The following is a 20,435-nucleotide window of genomic DNA, read 5'->3' on the forward strand; positions in this document are numbered from 1 at the left end:
TTTTTATATCATTTATTCATAAAATCAATATTGATGAAGAATTAAAAATAACCAAAAATTTCATGGATTACATCTGAAATATATTCTAATTCATCTTCTGTCATAAATGGATAAATAGGTAATGAAACGTTTCCCCTCCAAGTTTTTTCAGCATTTGGAAATTGATCTGGTTTTAAATTGTATTTTTCTTTGTAGTAGGTCATTTGATGAAGTGGCTTGTAATGAACTGATGTACCTATTCCATTATCTGACATAAGTTCAATAAATTTATTTCTACTGATAGGTGCGTTTTCGTTTAATATTATTGGAAACAAATGCCAAGCATGATCTTCAAATGATCCATAAGTTATTGGTAAATCAATACAATCAATGTCACTTAAATTTTTATAATAAAACTCTGCGATTTTTTGACGTTCCTTTCTAAATAATTCGGCATTTTCCAACTGTCCTAATCCTATGGCTGCAGCCAAGTCAGTTAAATTATATTTGAATCCTGCATCGACCACGTCGTATTCCCAACTAGGTTTGTCAGAAGTAAAACGATCCCATATATCTCTATTTATTCCATGCAAGCGCATTATTTTAGATCGATTGTAAATGGATTCATCATCAGTTACTAACATTCCACCTTCTCCAGTAGTAATAGTTTTATTTGCATAAAAACTGAAGCAAGTTATTAATCCAAATTGACCAATGTAACGACCATTATGTTTTGTTGGAAAAGCATGAGCTGCATCTTCAATAATTTTGATATTGTTTTTATTACAAATGTCAATTATATTAGTTAAATCTGCAGCTTGACCACCATAATGAACTATTATCAAAAATCGCACATCAGGATATTTTTTAACAGCATCTTCCAAAATCTCAGGTGTTATAAGATTTGTGCGATATTCTGTGTCAAGAAAAACAGGATCAGCGCCTACATAACGCACTACTTCTGCTGTGGATGTGAAGGTCATAGAGGGTATAAAAACTTTATCACCTGGACGGATGCCAAGTGCATCTACCGCCAAATGCAAAGCAGCTGTACAGGAATTGACAGCACAAGCGTATTTCGCTCCAATGTAATCTGCAAATTTTTCTTCAAATTGAAGCGTTTTTTTGGCAGTTGTTAGCCATCCACTATCCAATACATCATTAATATGCTTTCGCTCCCTTTCACCTATGAAAACTTTAGCGTATTGTATTTTTAGTTTACTGTTTTTCATTTGAAGATTTTAAATATTGTCAATAATAAAATTTTGATATCTGTTACAACATTTCCTTCATTTACATAAGCTAAATTTAATTGCAATTTTTCAGGAAGAATTTCATCTTTATAAGTTTTTTCTCGTTCTTTAGAATTTTTAAGAATTTCTTCTTCATTTCTGAATTTTATTGAAGCATAATCTGTAATTCCAGGTTTAACTTGTAATATTTTTTTCCAAAGATCTGGATATGCATTTGTCCATTTTTCCACCTCGGGTCTAGGCCCTACCAGCGACATTTCTCCTTTTAATACATTAAATAGCTGGGGAAGTTCATCAAGTTTGTATTTTCTAAGAAATTTTCCAATTCTGGTGACTCGCTTCGTATTTCCGGGTTCAAATAGTCCAGAACTCGCCTTTTGGCTATCTACCATTGTTCGGAATTTGTATAGTTTAAATTTTTTAAAATTCCTGCCTATCCTATCTTGTACAAAAAATACACTGCCTTTTGAATCCAGTTTGATTAGAATTCCAATGATAAACATCGGAATTAATAGTACACATAGTGCAATAAGTGAAAAGATTATATCAAAGAATCGTTTTACAATTACATTCATTCTAAAATCTTAATCATTGACACAGATTTACCGTTTTGTTTGTCAAATTTCCAACCATTTCGCTCATAGGCTTTTATTGCTTTGTGGTTTGATGCCAATACCGACAGTTGCAATTTTTTAATACCATAAATTTCTACAGCCCTGCGTTCAAACTCTTTAAGTAGCAATGAACCATATCCCTTGCCCTGGTACCTTGGATCGACACCTATCACTACGAGGCCAACTTGTGGATCTTGTGCCATTTTCTTCTTTTGATCCTGGTTAAAATGAACTTTGGGAGCTAATCCTATTTTCATTTTTATATTTTTCCACAAAAGAGGCCACTTAGCTCGAATCTCAGGATGAAAGAGTACCCACGGATGGGTTAAAAAAGCAGTGATTGCTGCTTTAAATGTGTACTGAGCCATACCGCTAGCTGAACCTGTTGCCAAAGTTCCATCGCTTACTATCCCACCACAATAACCTGCACAATTGCCCTGTTCATCCTCTATGTGAAAAAGAAAGGTTTTATCAGATGATAAATACCAGGAAAGCATATGGCTGACATACTTTTTTCCCAAAGCTGATGACAAAGCTTTGGGAAAAGAACTAATATGACATTTGGCAATATTTTTTAAATCTTTTTTAGTTGAATCTACTATTTTTTCCATATTTTTTTTAATCCTATTATAAATCCCAAACCATAACTAATGTGAATAGTTGGAAAAACCAAAAGTAATAATAATTTTATAGGCAAAGATTTTTTGCTTTTAAAACTATATAATAACGTTAACATTGAATATAAGGCAAATGGAAATATCCAAATAGGATAAATAAAACATAAAGGCGTAGAAATTAAATAAATAACAAATAATGATGGAATAAAATGGCGAATTTTCCACTCAGATGGAACTTTTTTTAAAACTAATGGTTTATATAGCCCGTATTCGAAATATTGCTTAAATAAACCTTTCAAACTTTTTCTAGGATAATAATATGAAACTATTTTTGGACTTAAATAAATTTTTTTTCCATAACTTTTTGCCCTGTAGTGAAATTCATCATCTTGATTACGTTTTAAATTTTCATCAAAAAAACCAATATAATCAAATAATGATTTTTTCCATGCACCTAAATAGACACTATCCGTATATCCTTCATATGTAAGATTATGAAATTTACTATCGCCAATGCCAAAGATAGATGATGTAGCATATGCGATAGCCTTTTGTAAATAAGTTTCTCCAACAGGACGCATTGGTCCACCAACAATATCAGCATCGACTTTTTCAAATACTTCAATAATTTTTTCATAATAATCTTCTGCATATTCAGTATGAGCATCAATACGAACAATATAATTACCTTTACAGAGAGGTATTGCTTTATTTAGTGCAAATGGAACAAACTTATGATGGTTATTAAGTAAAAAAATATTTGAATATCTTAAAGTCCATTTTTTTACAATTTCAATTGTCAAATCTGTTGATCCTCCATCTACAATAAATAATTCTTTTTCATAGGGCAAACTTTTAACGAAATGAGAAAGAATATTCTCTATATACTTTTCTTCATTTAAACACGGACAAATAACTGAAATTTTCATTTATTTAATTTTGAAATTATTATCTGTGGTTTTCCAGATGGGGTAGGTGGAATAAAAGAAACTTCTTCAAACTGGATTTTAAAGGTAGATTCTTGGAGATTTTGCTGAATCTTTTTCTCAATAAGATAAAGGATGTCAGAATTAAAATTCTTATTAGGTATGTATTGTATTTTTATGCTATTTAAATTTTCCTGAATGACGCAAAATTGTTTAATTTCTGGTATATGCTCAAATATTCCGGTAAAGGAATGAACCACCATGTATTTTCCAGAAGCAGTTTTCACCAAATCAGTGTCTCTGCCTATTACTTTTTGAAGTAATGGTAGAGATAATTCACGCTTTTGAGGATATTTTTCTTTAGGTAGCTTGATTGCGAGATCACCAATTTTATATCTAATCAGAGGCATAGCCTTCGCTACCAGACTAGTAACAACTACATGTCCCATTTCACCGTCTTTGACCTCATTTCCATTGTCATCTAAAATTTCCAAATAAACATTTGGCGTCATTATGTACATATAAGGTAAATCTTTTTGAGCTGCTATCATCAAACCTTCAGCACTACCATAAGTCTCAAAAACTTTTGTCTTAAAAACAGTTTCAATTTCAGCTTTGTAATGATTAAAAAGCTTATCTCCCCAACTTACTGCACTAGCAAATTGTACTTGTATGTTTTGTTCTTTAGCATAATTGGCTAAAACATAAAGCGAAGAGGCATAGCCACCTAAAAAAGGATTAGACTTTTTCTGTGCCCATTTCAATGCCCTATCTAAATCTGATGGATCATGAGTAAATGCTTGGAGATAATAAGTCGAAAGAAGGATATCTTTTAATCCTTTTATGATACCGCGATTAGGAGTAATCCCAGTTTGTAAAATCGGTTGGCCTAGGTGATATCCGGCCCATTCCCACCAAAGAATCTGTGTAGCTCGATGGACACTTATTTCATCCTTGTTTGAATATACTACACTTCGTAATCCACTTGATCCGCTACTGGATAGTTTGATTAGATTTTTAGATTTCGTTGTTATGAGGTTATCTCGTTCATTTTGCAATATTTCTTTATCAATAATTGGAAAATTTTTTAACCATTTAATACAATCATTATTTTCATATTTTAATAAGTTCTTATAATATTTTGAATTTAAAGTGGCAAGCTTCAATATATCAAATAATCTGTTTTTTTGAAGAATATTTATTTCATCATGAGTCAAATTAACCTCTTTACGAAGCCTAAGTAAATGTTTAATAAACGAAGTACCAAGGATAAGATCACCAATTGGAAAAATACCTTTTTCAAGAAAAATACTATTCATAGAACATAAAAATAAAACTTGTAGTTTAAGGAGTTGTATTTTAAAATAAAACTATTAATTAAAAATTAAATTATACTAATTTGTAAGCATATAAGATTTACAATTAAATAGTCCTTAGATGAATCACCCTTCAAAAATCTTGGACATTTTCATAAATATTTATTGATTTAAAAATGTATCAGTTATTATAGGCGATAAATGCATGGTTAATAGATGTTTTTTTAAACCTAATTAATTCATTAGAAGATTCACAGCTTTCAACAAGGATTTTTTACTTTTAAGTTGAAGAATCAAATTCTAAAAATTAAAGATGCCTGGAATCGAAAACCGAATTCACTGATAAAAATATTTCTCCATGGGGGAGAGCTCAGATTCGTTGAAGAATTATGTCGCAAGACAAGTTTAAGAGGGTTTTTGGAAGAGATATAGACAGAACTTCCCAAGCCTCAATCAAAGAGAGGTTATATTCCCATAAACTCAATGGAATGTTATATAGATAGGGTCATTTGAGGGGCTAACTGCCTGGTCCATGCCAAAGCACACAGAAATGACCAGGTAATTAGGCGCATTTTCAGGAATAATAAAGTGATGGATAAATAGAGCACTTTTGACTGGAATTCCAAAAAATCTTACGGTGAATGCATCTATTAAGTATTCACCCAGATCAATCAGGATTGGTTAACAAGATTAAAAATCAACCAGACTACTCTGGATTTTAATAGTAACGTTGTAACACGTTATGAAAACCAGGATGGTGTAGCCAAGGGTTACAATCGCACTATAAGAGGAAGAGTTTCTCATTATCCACTGTAAGTCTTCATGGTAGAGACCAAAAATGATAGCCAATGCATGGATGCGAACGGGAGATAGTACTATTAGCACGGATTTATTAGATTTTATGAAGAGACTAAACAGATTATTAAACCGGAAAGAATTGGATTAGTGAGAGCAGATAAGCGTTTTTGTTCAGAAAAATGGCACAATGGAAGAAGGATAAATTGTCATGTATTATGCCTGTGGTGATGACTTCATCTATTGTTCGACGGACATTCGACCAAGATGCATAGATGCCCTATGATAAGGCCAACTGGTCAGGCCAGTTCATTACGAGGTTATGGAATGGAGCAAAAGTAAAAGGATTGTAGTAATGTGAAAAGAACGAGAGAAAGACCGACATACTAGTGGCAAATTGTACTTTCCGAATATAGAAGAGTTTGAGAAGCCCACTTATGCAGCGTTTGTACCAATATAGACTTTTCGGATGAATTGGCATGGCTTCTATACAATATGAGGGCAGATTATTAAAAACGAACTATAGAGCTCAATAATGAACATGCAGTAGAAGGCTTTTGCACGGAAAAACTTTATGCAGCTTAGAAAGTTATTCGATTGGCATTAATAGCCCATCACAAAACACTAAATAGATTTCAAATACTCACAAACGGACGTTTAACAACCCAGTAGTATATGATTTCAAACGCTTAAATTTTAAGCTAATCCGATGGCAAAGACCTTAAAAAAAAGCTCAAATTATCGTCGAAAGTAGAACGAAAAGATTTTTTAGAACAATTATTTTAAAAGATAATCTAAATAGCTAATTTTTTTGAACTTTTTAATGCATAAATTAGGTTGAAGAGTTTTGATTTAAAAGAAATTATTTAGTGTTTTGTATTTGCTCAAAAATACGAAAGGCACTTAGGTTTTATAATCATTCTAGTTTAGAGCGGTCAGTTTAAACGTTAAACAGCACGGAAAGTAAACATGTTTCTCGAGATACTTATTAAGTAAAAAGTAATTACAGCTATTATTCCACGGTCTGCCAAATTTAAAGCTTTACTACTATTTTAAGTACCTCCCGGCTTATTTTCTACGCCAGAGTTAAGCTGATTAATATGACTTTCAATGGCAATACACATTCCGCTTATGTCGAAAGTGTTAGCCCCAATACCATCATACCCGTCACGGATAATAAAAGGAACACCTTCGCTATTAATGACACGATTTTAAGGATTCGTATTAAGAATGTTATGGGACGCTCCATGACAATTAACAAATTTTTGAATATACATTGAGCCAATCATTAAGGATAATAATTAAATCAAATTTTTCAGCTTTTTTTCGTGCATTAATCGAAATCTGATTTGCTAATTTGCAATTTTTAAACAAAATATCAATTTTTGAACTAATTACATCCTGATCATAACTTTCGGCAAGAAGTAAATTCTTTCCATCCTCCCAAAGAAAAGGAATCTCACCAACACTAACGGATACAACAGGAATACCACAAGCAGCAGCTTCCAGCACAGCCACACCGAAACTTTCGTAAGAAGTAGTATTCAAAAATACGGCATGAGTTTGATAATACCTGTAAAGCTCCGTATTGGGTACCGGCCCTATTATTTCCACAGCCTGGTCAAGATTTAATTCCTTTATCAGTTCTTTAGTCTTATTGAGCATACCTTTATCGGGGCCAATCATCGTCAGCGTGGCTTCTGGGAAGGACTCCTTTATTTTTGCTAATGTATGTATGGCAAGTAAAGGATTGTATATTGGGTGGAAGGCTCTGACCCATAGCAAGGAATAGGGGCGTACCGAATCCCTTTTGTATGGAAAATGTTTTAATTCAATTGGGTTTGGTATGTACCGCACTTCGAAACCTTTTTCCTCAAAAAAACGCTGAAGCATTCGTGAAGGAGTCGTTATTATTTCAGCTCGTTTGAAAGCCCGATTTATTCTTTTAGCGTTTTTAGAGTAAAAGTCAGGAAGTGCACCTCCGTGTAACGTAAATATCAATTTTCTTTTTAAAATTTTTCCAATAAATGCGGTAATTTCAGTAATAATGAAAGCTTGGCCACTAAAAACATCAACATGTATAACTTTAGGCCCATATAAAAATAGTTCTGTGATAATATCAATTAGTCTTGCCAATTTATTTCTCTTATGAGAAACTGTTTTACATTTAAAGCCAAATTCTTTGAATTTATTAGCAATATTTTCAGACACACTTGCAGTACCCGTATAAGCAGAAAGAAAAGTACCAACAAATAAAATTTTATTCTTCATATTGCTTTTTTATACTACCCATTACTCCTGCAAACAAACTATTCGCTTTGACCTCCCCAGCTACTACTGTGTTTGCTCCAATTACGCTTCCGCTTCTAATTATACTACCAGCCAAAATAGTACAATGCGAACCGATCCAAGCTCCTTTTTCCACAGTAATTTCCTTTTCAACTGGCATACCAAATCTCCAAGAGCCCTCTTTCCTGGTGTGGTTAGAAGTAGTAATTACCACATACGGACCAAATAAAACTTGATCGCCAATTTTTAAATTTCCACTTCCTTGAAACCAACAGCCATAAGCTATGTAAACATAATCTCCTATTTCTATTGATGATGGTTGATAAAAGGTAACATGTCGACCAATACCCAAATTCTTTCCACATTTTTTAAAAAATGGAGAAGCTATTCTTCCCCTTAACCTGATAAATACAACATTATCAGGAAGCCAATTAGTGAGTAGTAAAACAAAGTGAAGTGGCCAATCGTAACGCAAAAGGCGAAATAATTTTTTCATGGAAATTGTTGCTTAATAATTTGTACTAATTTTTTCGTCTGTATTTCCAATGTAGTACTTTTTGCAAGTTCAAAGCCATTATATATAAGCTTTTTTCTTAGGCCTTTGTCGTTTATAATTCTTTTAATGGCTTCGACTAATGCTTCTACATTTTTCGGAGGTATGAGCAGTGCATGTGTTTCGTGCTCTAAATACTCGGGTATTCCTCCTACACTAGTGGCAATTACCGGCAAGCTATTTGCCATAGCTTCCCAGATGGTACGAGGAAAGCCCTCATGATAAGATGGTAAAACATAAATGTCGCATGACCTGTACATAGCGTTAAGATCTGTTCCAACCTTTTTTCTTCCATGAAAAATTACTCTATCAGTAATTTTTAATTTTTCTGCTAACTCTCTCAACTTGTTCTCAACAGGTTTATTTACATCATCCTCCCAACCCGCTAGATGTAAATAAAAATCTTTTTCCTTAATTAAAATCAATTTGTTTAATGCTTCAAAAAGTTCTACCAGACCTTTATTATAAGCAAATCTTCCAGTGAATAAAATATTAGTTCGATTGTTTTGACAGGTATCTTCACGATAATACAAGTCAATTTCATTAAGTGTTGTGCTTTTTATGAGGTGTATTCTTTTCGCCACAGGCGTATATTTTTTCAACAAGGCCGGAGAATTGACTAAAACGTTTGTAAAAGGAATGCGTTTCTGAAAAAAGTAATTATTGACCTTTAAGTAGAAATAAATTAATTTATTTCTTAAACCTGACTTTAAGTAATGCTCTGTGCCTTCAAGATAGTCACCGACTATCAAAAACCAAAGTTCGGGATGTTTCACATATTTGTGAAAATAGGCTGCGAGTGGGGTAGGCGATCTAATGATGATGGCATCGCATATTTCGGCTTGTCGAAGAGCAGTTTTCAAAATCTTTTTATGAAAAAATTCCCTATGCCAGGCAGGAGTTTTATAACCCAGATTGATGACCGTAATGTTTTTTGATATGAGCTCGTAATCACAAAACTGTTCATAATGCTTATCCGCCTGATGTAAAATTAAAACCAATGAATCGACCTCTTTTGCCAGAGCACTAATGAAAACACCCAAAAAACCGGGTAGTTTTATTTGATTTTCCGTTATTACAGCTGGAATGTGATAATAAAAACCCAATTTCATTTTCTATACACTAAAGCTGAAGCCAGAGCAATCAAAAACCAAGTAAAAACGTTAACAATGGACATGATAAAGTAAAGATGAACAGCCATCATTACATGCCCATAAAATACAGGCTTTTGAACAACAGGTATTGAATTGAAATTTCTGATCAAATGATAGATTGGAATAAGAAGAATAAGCACAAAAGGCAAGAACAATAGAAGCCCACCTTCGGCAAGCACTCCAATGTAGGAGTTGTGAGCGCTCTTTTGTTGTATATTTTTTCTTGTTACTACATACTTTGCCCCCTCAAATGATTCATCAAAAGCTATACTATAATTTGTGAAGTTATTAAGTCCAATGCCCGTTAAAGGATGTTTTTCAAATATAGCCAGTGCTTTTTTGACCATTGCCACCCTTACAAGGTAGGATCTATCCTCCGTGCGCACTTTTTCGGTTTCATAGATCATTTCATGGATGCGATCGCTCGATTGCAGGATGAAAGCTTCTACAGGAGGCGAGTAAAGCGCTGCAATAAAAACCGGTACTGCTATTGCTGCCACTAATAAACGCTTCCAATTTATGTAGTCAGCATATAAAACGGACATGCCTCCTAAGAAAACTAAAACCATCCCGGCTCGTCTACCTTCTTTTAGCAATATAAAAACCAACAGCATTAAAAAAGCCAAAGCCCATATACGGTTTTTTTGCTCTTTAAGGTAGTGAATAGCGATAGGAGTATAACTGATTAAGATAAAAGAAAAGTTATTGGGAGTTTGTCTGTTGAAAATGGGAATCGCCCTTAATGATTGTTGCAAAAATAGATAGTAAATAACTGTACAAACCACACCCCAGAATACGGCTTTGTATATTACCTCCAGACGTAGTAGCCTGCGTTGTTGTATCAAAATAATAATCAACAGGCTCCAATATAGGTAATTGGGTAGGACGGACAAGGCACGGTTAAATGCATCGGAAGAGGCATCGGAGGGGATATTCGCAACGGACAAAATGGCACCTATTCCAAAAAGAGCGGCCAGCCTTTGCAAAGGATTGGTGAAGCCAATTAACGAAATACGGCTGTTTTGCACAATGAACCATACCATCGCCAAAAAAATCAACAGTGAGGCATTTTGGTTGAACAGCAGTAATGATGGAAAGGCCATCATAAAACTGTACCAAAACAACAGCTTTTCCCAGCGCTTTTGTTTCCTGGCAAGTTTCCAGGTTTGGATGCTATAGACGGATGCCGGAGCGTTCAAGGTCTTTTTGAATTTCTGTTGGCCAATGTAACCCAGGGGTAAGTTTTTCAGCCTTTAGAGGTAAAGTAAAAGCAAGGCGCCAGCCCTCAAGAATACCTATGAACTTCTGCTTTCGTGTCTTTGATGGACGAAAAAGCCAGGAAAAGCCAGCAATCGTTAATCGCCAGAAAGTAAACCATTGAAAAATCAATATTTCCTGCCAAAAAGGCTTATCGAAAACTTCAGCGTATATTTTACTCAAGTAGAGTCTTGAGTAGGTCACTTTGATGTTAAAAAGACGCTCGTTTTGAAAATAAGTGCTTTTATTCTTAGGATGCTCCAAACCTATTTCAGGGTTAAAATACAGCTTTCCTTCTTTTACAGCTTTCATGCTGATCACTTTATCCTCTCCCATTGACAATTTACGTTCAGTGAGGGATAAAAGGTCATCAGGAATAATATTTACAAACAAAGAACGATAAAAGGCCATATTCGCCCCATTAAATGTTTCAGAAAATCCAGGTTGTTTGGGTTTGCATCCCACCACGCCCAAGCGAGAAACTTCCCCTTCTGCTGGAAAGGGCACGCCCGTAAACTGCCAGAACCATTTCAGTAGTTTATTCCTTGGTAATGCTAACGACATTTCATTATCATCTTCATATCGAAAAGCAACTGCTGAACCGACTACGCCTTTCAGTTGAAAAGGCTCTAGGATAAGCTGAAAGATTTCTTTTCTCAGAATCTTCAGGTCATCATCCAATAAAACAACTATATCAGAATTAGCCGCCGTTGCACCAAGCAAACGTTGGTAGGGCTGGTTCTTATGAGAGGAGTGGATATAGCACACTCCTTTCATTTCTGACAATTCACGATGAACTTCATCCGAAGAATCTACCACGATTACCTCATCTGGAATGGGTTGGCATTCTATAGCTTGTTTTACTAAGCTTAGAACCTCTAAGGGGCGATTGTAGGTGGTGATGACGAGGGAAAAGGTCATGCTACAATAAAATACTTTTCCAAATGTTCATAGCGTAATCAACAGAATATTTAGATTCTATCTTAATTCTTGCATTTTTACCCATATCTATTAAAAGGTCCGGATTTAGTATTAGGGTTTCGATGTATTTTATCCAGTCAGCTTCATTGTAACAATGAAAACCATCTACTCCGTGTGTAACAATTTCGGCATTTACACCAACAGGAGAGACTAATGCGGGTTTTCCAAGTGCCATATATTGAATAGCCTTTAAACCACATTTGCCTCTTTCAAAAGGGCTATCATTTAAAGGCATCAAACCAATATCCAAATGTTGAAGGTTTGTAATCTCAGTTTCTGGTCGCCAAAGTAAAAATTTTGATTGGACTCCAATCCAATTTATTTTTGGGTCTTTATCAGAAATAATGATGAACTCAAAGTCGTGCTTAAAAGAAAGTGTTTCGATTACATTTTTTAAAATAGGCAAGCAATAAATATTAGTACTTGAGGAACCAGACCAACCAATTCGAAGTTTCCCAGGTTTCCTAAAAGATATTGGTTTGTATTTTTCAGTATTGACTACAGTTGGGATAATTTTCACGTTGTTGTTAAGTTTTTGTGCATATTCAGCTAAATATGCATTTCCAGGAGTTATGTAATAACAAGCTGGTAAAAATTCTGATAATTTTTTTTCCCTTGCTCCCAGGTGAATAGCATCATCAAAATCGAATATAAATTTTACGCCACTTAAAATTACTATTTTTTCTAAAAATTTAATTTTTACATCAGGTACTATATCGCGATTAGCAATTACGTAATCAAACCTTCTTAAATCACGAAGCATCCACATTGAAGATATTAATCGGATTATACTTTTAATTTTTATAGGAATTTTTTCCCATTTATTACTAAACAATTTCCTACCTTTATAGTTACGATCAGGTATAGGCACCCTAGTAACGACTTCATAACCAGAAGCTTTCAACGGTTCAACAAATTGCCATATTCTAAAACGAGCGGACGGACTGTGAAAAGCCCCAGGTAGAAGTAATATTTTTAATTTTTTATTTTTTTTTAGTTTGACCATCCTTCTGGTAGATTTTTTTCTATCTCAAGATTATTAAATTTTTGACTTTGCCTAGCACCTACTTTTCTTGCCCACGTAGCCATTTTATGAATTCCCTCATCTAAAGGTACATGAATATTTGTACCGAAAATTTTTCGAGCCTTAGAATGATCACTGTGAGCATGAACAACCTCTTTTCTAGCGGGCAGATGAATTACTTTTGGCGTAATACCAAATTCTGCAGCGATAACATCTACGAGTTCATTTATTGTATACGGTTTATCAGCACCAATATTGAATATTTCGTTATAGGCCTTAGGAAAATTAACAGAATGGGCGATAATTGGCGCAATATCATCTATATAGCTAAAAGCACGTGTTTGCTCTCCGTCACCAAATATGGTTAAAGGTTTATTTTGCATGATCTGATTCATAAATATGCCGATTACATTTCGATATTTGTCGCCAATATTTTGATTTTCTCCATAAACATTATGAGGACGAAAGATTATATAGTTTAATCCGAAAAGGTGACGAGCTGCTTTTAAATCTAATTCAACAGCATACTTAGCTATGCCATATGGGTCTTCGGGTTGGGGGATCATTTCCTCACTCATGGGAACCTGTCCGGCGCCATAAACAGCAATTGATGAAGTAAATACAAAGCATTTTACCTCATACAGAACTGATAAGTTAATTAAATTTACAGACCCAATTAGATTGTTGTTGTAGTTAAATTTTCGTATAAAATGAGACAAGCCTTCTGCAGCATATGCTGCCAAGTGATAAACATAATCGAAATTGTACTTTTCAAATAATTCCTTTAAGAGTACCTCGTCAGAAATTGAACCATTAATGAATATCGCATCAGTTGGTACATGGTCAATAAACCCTCCACTAAGGTCATCAAGAACAACAACTCTATGACCAAGAGAGATGCAGTGCTTTGCCACATGTGAGCCAATAAAGCCGGCTCCACCTGTAATGAGTGATGTAATCATGCTTTTAGTTTATTATAAAGTTTATAAATTATATTAATAAAACGTTTTTGCGCATTTTCCTTTTTTAATTTATAATTTTCCCACTCGAGCCTGACTAATTTAGCTTTAAGCCAATTGATATCGTCAAACATAAGAGATTCCCTTCTGTCACTTAACGTCATATTAACTTTATTCATATTTATAATAGGTATTCCGACTAAATTGCTGGGAAAATCAATGCTTGAATTTTTTTTATTAAAATCTATCATTTTTAAAATTAATTCACTAACTCTTTCAGACGCGTTTCCAAGATTTGAAATAACCTGCATTTTAAAAATTTCCTGCAGATACAGTTGTTGAGGTTTAGGATTAAGTAATGATCTTATTGTATCATCAATTTGTGAGGGATTTGTAATATTCCAAACTGTGGGAAATAAGCAAGGAGTATTGAAATAATCGATTCTTGCCAAAGGTTTACCTTTTAATAAAACTTCTATCATAGATGTACTAATTGTTGAAATAACAGCGTCACATTTTTCTATTTGAGCTGCAATTTCTGATGTTTCCTTATTTTGAAAGGCCGTTGTTACATTGATCTCCTTTTCCAATGCTTTTGTGATTCGCCACACAACTTCAATGTTCTTTTGTTTATCAAAATAATCTTTTAGGTCTGTTAGCATCGACAAAACAATTTTTTTCTGATTATCTTCAAACCAAGGCTTTGCAGCTGTGATAACCATTATTTTCTTTTTATCCCCCCTAATAACGCTACAATGTGCAGCTTGTACATCGATTGTGTCCATTTTTGGCATACCTGTAACCTCAACTTTATTTGCATTACCCATAGCAGATATCAATGATGCCCACCATGTGCCGATACAAGCGTATTTATTTGCCAAAATAGGCCTGTGAAGAGGTATCCCTAACTTATCACCGTCAAACATGGGATTTTCAAACATATACCTCCACTCAAGTACTCCATCTTGAATGGTGAGTGTTGGTATATTCATTTTATTAGCTACCTCGTAACATTTAGCAATTTCTAAATGATGTTCATTTATTCCAATTACAATATCAGGTTTTAACCTTGAAATATTATCAGCTTTCCATTCACTATCGTAAATAAAATTTATTTTACCCCTACTAACCTCTTCGACGGGTTTTATATGCATGAATTGATCTCTAAATAAACAGAGAGCTTTATACATAATTAACCAAACTAAACATCTGAAATACACCTACCACTTTTGAATTTCTACTTACCAACAGAGTGGTTATTTTCCGGCTTAACATCAGTTCCTCTGCTTGATAGATAGGAGTATTTTCATCGACTACAATAGGTGAATAATTAACAATCTGATGAATTCTCAAGTCATCAAGACGGTCGATATTTGCCAATGAGCGACGAAAGTCTCCGTCGGTAATTATTCCCACCCTCCCATCATGATTTTGAATCATAACGAGGCCTAATCGACCTTCAGCCAGGCGGTAAATGACTTCCCGTACATTAACATCAGGTTCGACGAATGGTAAATTGTCATACCTTGCAAAATCCTTTACTTTAGCCAAAAGCCTCCTGCCTAGCGAGCCACCAGGATGATAGCGGGCAAAGTCTTCAGGTTTGAAGCCCCTTGCCTCCATTAAGGCGATGGCTAGTGCATCGCCTATGACCAAAGTAGCCGTGGTAGAAGAAGTAGGTGCCAAGCTCAGTGGACACGCTTCTTGCCTTACTGACACATTGATATTAAAATGTGCATTACGGGCAAGAGTGGATTCCGGGCGGCCAGTAAAAGAAATGATAGTATTGCCAAGGTTTTTTAAAAAAGGCAAGAGCCGAAGTACTTCTTCAGTTTCACCTGAGTAAGAAATAAGCAGTAATATATCATCTTTACCAATCATTCCTAAGTCGCCATGAAAAGCTTCTGAAGGATGTATAAAGAAGCTAGGAGTACCTGTACTGGCCAAAGTAGCAGCAATTTTTTTTCCTATATGACCAGATTTACCTATTCCGCTGACGATAACTTTACCCGTCGTGTTTAGAATTGCCTTTGCAGCGTTAGAAAAGCTCTCCGTAATAGATTCTCTTAGTTCTAAGATCGAACGCGCCTCTATTTCTATGGTGCGAACGGCAGCTTGTATAAAATCATTCATACATCAACGGAAAATCAAATCAAGAAAGTATTTGGCGAATGAGACCCTCAAGATCGCTCAATAATAACATGTTGGGGCCATCACTCAGCGCATTGTCTGGGTCAGGATGCACTTCCATAAAATATCCATTGGCACCAAAAGCTTTTGCAGCCAATGCCATATATGGAACGAATTCTCTGTTTCCTCCTGTTTTACCACCTGCAGCACCAGGCTTTTGTACAGAGTGCGTGCAATCCATTACAACAGGATAGCCTAAGGCCTTCATTTCAGGAATATTTCGAAAATCGACTACAAGATTGTTGTAACCAAACATGGTTCCTCTTTCTGTTAATAAGATCTGCTCATTTCCTGCCTCCCGTACCTTTTGGGCCGGATAAAACATATCAGCTGCAGATAGAAACTGAGCTTTTTTAATATTTACAATCTTGCCGGTTTTAGCAGCGGCTATTAATAGATCCGTTTGCCTGCATAAAAACGCAGGAATCTGTATTATGTCTACGACCTCCTTAACCTCATAAGCCTGCCAAGGCTCATGAATATCTGTAGTTACAGGAATATTGTATTTGCTTTTTATATCTGAAAGCCATTGTATACCCTTTTCAATACCAGGCCCACGGAAGCTTCCTATTGATGTACGATTGGCTTTATCAAAGGATGATTTAAATACAATGGAAATTTGATAAATATTCTTGAGCCTTATTAATTCAACAGCAATCTCGTCGAGCAAATCGAAGGATTCCATGACACAAGGGCCAGCGATGAGGAAAGGGGAGGATTGTAGATTATTATATTTTAACATGATTTAGATAAATGCTTAGCTAGATTTACTTCTTTATCGTATTTTTTATACTAGAAAAAGATGGAAGAAATGGAAAGAAAACTTGCTTCGTCTTTGAAGCCAATACAATTAAATAAGTAGATAATATGCGTTTTTGATTGGTTTGCCCAGTCAAATTGTTTTGCAGTGCTTTTTTAAGAAAGGATATAGATTTTATTATACTTCCTGCTTTTACTAATTCTATGGCATATTTATGATAAGCAGCCTTGAGTTTGGCATCAATGACTTGCCTAATTTCAGACGTGTCAAAAAGTTGGTATAGATAAGTGTAAAATTTAATATCCTGCTCAGTAGTGTATAGCCTCGTTTTGGATGACCATACTCCTCCCTCATGAATTCTATATAAAGACATTGGCTCAGGGAAATATTTGAATTTGCCATACCGAGCCAATAGCACTACCAAAAGATAATCTCCTTGTGAAATTTGATCGGCATTTTGAGGCCAGAAATCTTTTGAGAAACAATTTTTAAATAATAATGATGCAGTAGGAGAATTTTTTTGTCTGATTATAGAAGCCATATCCGCTTCCTCATCTATGTGCGTAAGACCGATGCGCAGACGCTGGCTTCCATCTGCCTGATTGAGAATAATACAATCATGGAATGCACCAACGAAATCGGGATGAGCTTCGAGGAAATCCACCTGCTTTTGCAGTTTGAGGGGGTCAGTCCAGTAGTCGTCGCCTTCGCAGAGGGCGATGTATTTGCCTTGGCAGGCTTCGAGGGTTTGCAAAAAATTGGGCATCATCCCGATGTTCTTTTCACGCAGCAGTAGCCGAATCACATCTGGATTTTTGCGCTGATACTCCAGGCAAATTTCGCGCGTGCGGTCGGTGGAGCAATCTTCGCCGATTATAAGCTCGAAATCAAAATTGGTTATCTGTTTTAAAACCCCCTCAATTGCTTCACGTATGTAAGGTTCATGGTTGTATGTAATCATACAGATTGATACTAGGGGCTTATCGTATTCCATTTATTAAGAATTTAGATAGTCCCGTTGTCTACAAAAATATTTTGTCCGGTGATCGATTTTGCTTCCTCTGAAAGTAAAAAAGCTATCGTTGATGCCACACTTCTGACGTCCGTTGCTTCTCTCAATGAGGTCCTTTTATAAATTCTTTCTTTTTGTTCTTCACTGAGCGTACTGCTCATATCTGTATCCATAAACCCAGCTACCAAAGCGTTTGATCTGATACCTCTCTCACCCCATTCCCTTGCCGTTGTTTTTGAAAATGCTTCTAAGGCTGCCTTGGTCGAAGCATACATCGCTAAACCTTTGTAACCTGTGTGTGCACTTATCGAAGAAATATGCACAATACTTCCTTTTACATTGTGTAATAACATTTGTCTAATAACATATTTAGTAATTAACATCGGCGTGAATACATTTACATGAAACATCTTCTCAAGATGATCTAAATCTAAATTTGTAATTAAATCATCATAAGCTGTAGCTGCATTATTCACAAAACCATGTATAGGATTTTTAAATGTAATGAAATGCTTAAATATTTTTTCCCTTACATCTTTACTATTTTCTAAATCGTATTGCATCCATAGAAATGTTTCTGAATATTTTCTTTTAAGCTCATCAATTTGTTCTGTCTTTGATCTACTTATGCCATAGACTCTCCATCCTTTTTCTAAAATAATCTTAGCAATTTCTAAGCCTAATCCTCTCGAAACTCCAGTCAATAATATGTTCATCTTTTATGTTTTAGTCCTGTTGATTTTTATTGTTCTTGTCAAATCTGTCTTGTCAACTCTGTCAATTATTTTAATAATTCTAGGAATTTTATATTCTTGAAAAAATTTTGACAATTGCCTTCTAATCTCAGCTTCATTCTCTTGCTTTCCTTTGAAGTTAATATCACAACAAAGTATGTTTCCTATCACGGAATTTTGCTTGGCATATACTTTTACAAAATTTACATCAAATACTTCCCGAATTTTTTCTTCTATTTCTGTGACGTTTACCTTCATACCACCAACATTTACGATCTCACTCCTTCTTCCAATAATTTTAACAGTTAACGGCTCTTCTTTTATGGTTTCTACAAAATCTCCAGTTTTATACCAATCTCCGTCTAGTTGATGAGTCTCAAATTCCCCTAGTAAACTTCTATGTACCAACAATTCGCCATCTTTAATTTTTACTAACTCTCTCTTTTCACTTTTTATTTCAAAACCATCTGAACTGGATTTAAATAAAGTTCCAAACTCTGTTGTTGCATAGATGTTTCGAAATTTTGCATGCGGAAATTTTTTCGTCAATCGCTCTATCAACATTTCATCCATTTTTTCACCTCCGGATGTAATACGTCTTACCATTGTTATCTGTTTACCGGTGCTTAGAAATAGTCTCAAAAATGTTGGCGTTGCTGAAATGTTTGTTACCTCATACTTTGTTACAGCCTCTTCTATTTCCGAAGAACTCAATCCAAATAATCGAACTATTGTGTTCCCATTATAAATAGCTTGTAGTAACACCTGTATACCCGCTATATGTGTTGGATGATATGCAAAACCCCATACATCACCTTGCATCTCTTCTTTAATAACCACTCCTCTACTGAGATTCGCTATGCTGTGTTTAACTGGTTTAGGCTTCCCAGTGGTCCCAGATGTAAATAAAACTATACTTCCACTTTTTGATTTTTTTATCTTTTCAATCAAATCTTTTTTATCTTTAATATCACTATATTTTCTTTTTTCTATTTGACTTATCTGTTCTAATGCCTCTTCGCCAATTAAAGTCTTAACTTCTGGAATAGTCAATTCTCCATCAATCAAAGTCAGTTCACTTTCGTTAAGAATTGACGCTATAATAATCTTAAAAATTTCATAAAAATCTCTCTGATAACAATACCTTTCTACCTCTTGTTTTTCGTTTAAATCATATATCAATTCTTCCCATGTTTTATGAATTTCTCCGGAAAAATCAATATAAAAGTACTTCATGATAGTTTCTTTTCTATCTCTCCTACGGTAGATACTATTCCATCAGCAAAAACATCCACATCATATTCAGCTTCTATTCGCACTGTCAATTCTGCTAAATCTAATGAATCCATCCCTAAATCATCCCGTAAATGACTCTCCGAATGAATTGGTATGTCTGACCTCTTTCCTCGGTTTTCTAGGACGATTCTTATTAATTCTTCAACTTTCTTATTCATTTGAATTCATATTTTTTTTTAAAAATTCGCTTTCTAAATTTATAAAATTTCTACTTCTTTTAAGAAATTTAGTTGCGGGGTTACCTTTATAAATATAAAAATCTTCACAATCTGAATTTACTACACTGAGAGCTCCAACCGCAGCTCCCAATTTAATTCTTACACCCGGCAAAATAATACTCCCACTACCAATAATAACGTGTTTCTCAATAATCACATCTTTAGATACTACACCTCTAAATTCTTTCGGTACAGTAGGATTGGTTAGAAAAAAACCTAAATAATCATCATTAGATGAATAAATAGATACTCTACTAGATATCCCAGAAAAATCTTGTATGGTTACTTTTCCATCACCTTGAATTGATGAAAAAATTCCAATATGAACATAATTTCCTATTTCGATTCCTCCAATACCAGCAGAAAGTATACAAAAATCATCTATTCTTACATTATTTCCAATTTTAATATTTGATGGATTATAAAATCTAGCGTACTTGCTTATGTAGACATCTCTACCGATACTATTAAAACCGATTTTTTCTAGTTCGTGTCTAGTCAAAAATGA

Annotated in this window: 21 protein-coding genes; all 21 read right to left on the minus strand. The window is 34.6% G+C overall.

Translation table 11 applies throughout. The features are described from left to right. Positions 1-41: 41 nt before the first annotated feature. Entirely contained in the window at positions 42-1,211 is a 1,170-nt protein-coding gene (locus EIP89_RS04125) for a DegT/DnrJ/EryC1/StrS family aminotransferase (RefSeq protein ID WP_124397396.1), read from the minus strand. After that, positions 1,208-1,807, minus strand: coding sequence for a sugar transferase (locus EIP89_RS04130; protein ID WP_124397397.1), 600 nt, complete (start codon positions 1,805-1,807; stop codon positions 1,208-1,210). Before EIP89_RS04130 ends, EIP89_RS04125 begins: the two co-directional genes overlap by 4 nt. Continuing rightward, positions 1,804-2,457: a GNAT family N-acetyltransferase gene (locus EIP89_RS04135; protein WP_124397398.1), complete on the minus strand. Its 654-nt coding sequence runs from the start codon at positions 2,455-2,457 to the stop codon at positions 1,804-1,806. Before EIP89_RS04135 ends, EIP89_RS04130 begins: the two co-directional genes overlap by 4 nt. After that, positions 2,445-3,392 (minus strand): glycosyltransferase family 2 protein, encoded by a 948-nt coding sequence (locus EIP89_RS04140; RefSeq protein ID WP_124397399.1) that lies wholly within the window; start codon positions 3,390-3,392, stop codon positions 2,445-2,447. The genes EIP89_RS04135 and EIP89_RS04140 overlap by 13 nt, the downstream gene beginning before the upstream one ends. Further along, positions 3,389-4,708, minus strand: coding sequence for a phenylacetate--CoA ligase family protein (locus tag EIP89_RS04145; RefSeq protein WP_124397400.1), 1,320 nt, complete (start codon positions 4,706-4,708; stop codon positions 3,389-3,391). The genes EIP89_RS04140 and EIP89_RS04145 overlap by 4 nt, the downstream gene beginning before the upstream one ends. Positions 4,709-5,395: 687 nt before the next feature. Further along, positions 5,396-5,590 (minus strand): hypothetical protein, encoded by a 195-nt coding sequence (locus tag EIP89_RS04150; RefSeq protein WP_124397401.1) that lies wholly within the window; start codon positions 5,588-5,590, stop codon positions 5,396-5,398. Positions 5,591-6,754: 1,164 nt separating this feature from the next. Further along, positions 6,755-7,771 (minus strand): glycosyltransferase family 4 protein, encoded by a 1,017-nt coding sequence (locus tag EIP89_RS04155; RefSeq protein WP_124397402.1) that lies wholly within the window; start codon positions 7,769-7,771, stop codon positions 6,755-6,757. Further along, a complete protein-coding gene (locus EIP89_RS04160) occupies positions 7,761-8,285 on the minus strand; it encodes an acyltransferase (protein ID WP_124397403.1) in 525 nt (174 codons plus the stop codon). Before EIP89_RS04160 ends, EIP89_RS04155 begins: the two co-directional genes overlap by 11 nt. Continuing rightward, the gene (locus EIP89_RS04165; protein WP_160160515.1) at positions 8,282-9,448 is read right to left on the minus strand and encodes a glycosyltransferase family 4 protein; all 1,167 of its coding nucleotides are present in this window, start codon (positions 9,446-9,448) and stop codon (positions 8,282-8,284) included. Before EIP89_RS04165 ends, EIP89_RS04160 begins: the two co-directional genes overlap by 4 nt. Positions 9,449-9,450: 2 nt before the next feature. Further along, positions 9,451-10,695, minus strand: coding sequence for an O-antigen ligase family protein (locus tag EIP89_RS04170; RefSeq protein WP_124397405.1), 1,245 nt, complete (start codon positions 10,693-10,695; stop codon positions 9,451-9,453). Then, a complete protein-coding gene (locus EIP89_RS04175; protein WP_124397406.1) occupies positions 10,670-11,674 on the minus strand; it encodes a glycosyltransferase in 1,005 nt (334 codons plus the stop codon). The genes EIP89_RS04170 and EIP89_RS04175 overlap by 26 nt, the downstream gene beginning before the upstream one ends. Before the next feature lies 1 nt (position 11,675). After that, on the minus strand, positions 11,676-12,740 hold the full coding sequence (locus EIP89_RS04180; RefSeq protein ID WP_124397407.1) for a glycosyltransferase family 4 protein: 1,065 nt from the start codon (positions 12,738-12,740) through the stop codon (positions 11,676-11,678). Then, complete coding sequence (locus EIP89_RS04185) at positions 12,728-13,720, minus strand: NAD-dependent epimerase/dehydratase family protein (protein WP_124397408.1); 993 nt, start codon at positions 13,718-13,720, stop codon at positions 12,728-12,730. Before EIP89_RS04185 ends, EIP89_RS04180 begins: the two co-directional genes overlap by 13 nt. Further along, the gene (locus EIP89_RS04190) at positions 13,717-14,907 is read right to left on the minus strand and encodes a hypothetical protein (RefSeq protein ID WP_124397409.1); all 1,191 of its coding nucleotides are present in this window, start codon (positions 14,905-14,907) and stop codon (positions 13,717-13,719) included. The genes EIP89_RS04185 and EIP89_RS04190 overlap by 4 nt, the downstream gene beginning before the upstream one ends. Beyond that, a complete protein-coding gene (locus EIP89_RS04195) occupies positions 14,900-15,850 on the minus strand; it encodes a KpsF/GutQ family sugar-phosphate isomerase (RefSeq protein ID WP_124397410.1) in 951 nt (316 codons plus the stop codon). The genes EIP89_RS04190 and EIP89_RS04195 overlap by 8 nt, the downstream gene beginning before the upstream one ends. A gap of 19 nt (positions 15,851-15,869) precedes the next feature. Continuing rightward, positions 15,870-16,649: a 3-deoxy-8-phosphooctulonate synthase gene (gene kdsA, locus EIP89_RS04200; RefSeq protein WP_124397411.1), complete on the minus strand. Its 780-nt coding sequence runs from the start codon at positions 16,647-16,649 to the stop codon at positions 15,870-15,872. Positions 16,650-16,674: 25 nt separating this feature from the next. Continuing rightward, the gene (locus EIP89_RS04205; RefSeq protein WP_124397412.1) at positions 16,675-17,661 is read right to left on the minus strand and encodes a glycosyltransferase; all 987 of its coding nucleotides are present in this window, start codon (positions 17,659-17,661) and stop codon (positions 16,675-16,677) included. An 11-nt stretch (positions 17,662-17,672) separates the two neighbouring features. Then, a complete protein-coding gene (locus EIP89_RS04210) occupies positions 17,673-18,395 on the minus strand; it encodes an SDR family oxidoreductase (protein WP_124397413.1) in 723 nt (240 codons plus the stop codon). A gap of 3 nt (positions 18,396-18,398) precedes the next feature. Beyond that, entirely contained in the window at positions 18,399-19,649 is a 1,251-nt protein-coding gene (locus EIP89_RS04215) for an AMP-binding protein (protein WP_124397414.1), read from the minus strand. After that, a complete protein-coding gene (locus tag EIP89_RS04220; protein WP_124397415.1) occupies positions 19,646-19,867 on the minus strand; it encodes an acyl carrier protein in 222 nt (73 codons plus the stop codon). The genes EIP89_RS04215 and EIP89_RS04220 overlap by 4 nt, the downstream gene beginning before the upstream one ends. Continuing rightward, positions 19,860-20,429, minus strand: a complete 570-nt coding sequence (locus EIP89_RS04225; protein ID WP_245966096.1) for an acyltransferase — start codon at positions 20,427-20,429, stop codon at positions 19,860-19,862. The genes EIP89_RS04220 and EIP89_RS04225 overlap by 8 nt, the downstream gene beginning before the upstream one ends. Positions 20,430-20,435 lie beyond the last annotated feature (6 nt).

Source organism: Thermaurantimonas aggregans, assembly GCF_003851885.1.
Classification (GTDB): Bacteria; Bacteroidota; Bacteroidia; order Flavobacteriales; family Schleiferiaceae; genus Thermaurantimonas; species Thermaurantimonas aggregans.

Excerpts from the sequence above, each read along its gene's own strand:
- EIP89_RS04125 (WP_124397396.1), bottom strand. The coding sequence starts at position 1,211 with ATGAAAAACAGTAAACTAAAAATACAATACGCTAAAGTTTTCATAGGT.
- EIP89_RS04130 (WP_124397397.1), bottom strand. The coding sequence starts at position 1,807 with ATGAATGTAATTGTAAAACGATTCTTTGATATAATCTTTTCACTTATT.
- EIP89_RS04135 (WP_124397398.1), bottom strand. The coding sequence starts at position 2,457 with ATGGAAAAAATAGTAGATTCAACTAAAAAAGATTTAAAAAATATTGCC.
- EIP89_RS04140 (WP_124397399.1), bottom strand. The coding sequence starts at position 3,392 with ATGAAAATTTCAGTTATTTGTCCGTGTTTAAATGAAGAAAAGTATATA.
- EIP89_RS04145 (WP_124397400.1), bottom strand. The coding sequence starts at position 4,708 with ATGAATAGTATTTTTCTTGAAAAAGGTATTTTTCCAATTGGTGATCTT.
- EIP89_RS04155 (WP_124397402.1), bottom strand. The coding sequence starts at position 7,771 with ATGAAGAATAAAATTTTATTTGTTGGTACTTTTCTTTCTGCTTATACG.
- EIP89_RS04160 (WP_124397403.1), bottom strand. The coding sequence starts at position 8,285 with ATGAAAAAATTATTTCGCCTTTTGCGTTACGATTGGCCACTTCACTTT.
- EIP89_RS04175 (WP_124397406.1), bottom strand. The coding sequence starts at position 11,674 with ATGACCTTTTCCCTCGTCATCACCACCTACAATCGCCCCTTAGAGGTT.
- EIP89_RS04180 (WP_124397407.1), bottom strand. The coding sequence starts at position 12,740 with ATGGTCAAACTAAAAAAAAATAAAAAATTAAAAATATTACTTCTACCT.
- EIP89_RS04185 (WP_124397408.1), bottom strand. The coding sequence starts at position 13,720 with ATGATTACATCACTCATTACAGGTGGAGCCGGCTTTATTGGCTCACAT.
- EIP89_RS04190 (WP_124397409.1), bottom strand. The coding sequence starts at position 14,907 with ATGTATAAAGCTCTCTGTTTATTTAGAGATCAATTCATGCATATAAAA.
- EIP89_RS04195 (WP_124397410.1), bottom strand. The coding sequence starts at position 15,850 with ATGAATGATTTTATACAAGCTGCCGTTCGCACCATAGAAATAGAGGCG.
- kdsA (WP_124397411.1), bottom strand. The coding sequence starts at position 16,649 with ATGTTAAAATATAATAATCTACAATCCTCCCCTTTCCTCATCGCTGGC.
- EIP89_RS04205 (WP_124397412.1), bottom strand. The coding sequence starts at position 17,661 with ATGGAATACGATAAGCCCCTAGTATCAATCTGTATGATTACATACAAC.
- EIP89_RS04210 (WP_124397413.1), bottom strand. The coding sequence starts at position 18,395 with ATGAACATATTATTGACTGGAGTTTCGAGAGGATTAGGCTTAGAAATT.
- EIP89_RS04215 (WP_124397414.1), bottom strand. The coding sequence starts at position 19,649 with ATGAAGTACTTTTATATTGATTTTTCCGGAGAAATTCATAAAACATGG.
- EIP89_RS04220 (WP_124397415.1), bottom strand. The coding sequence starts at position 19,867 with ATGAATAAGAAAGTTGAAGAATTAATAAGAATCGTCCTAGAAAACCGA.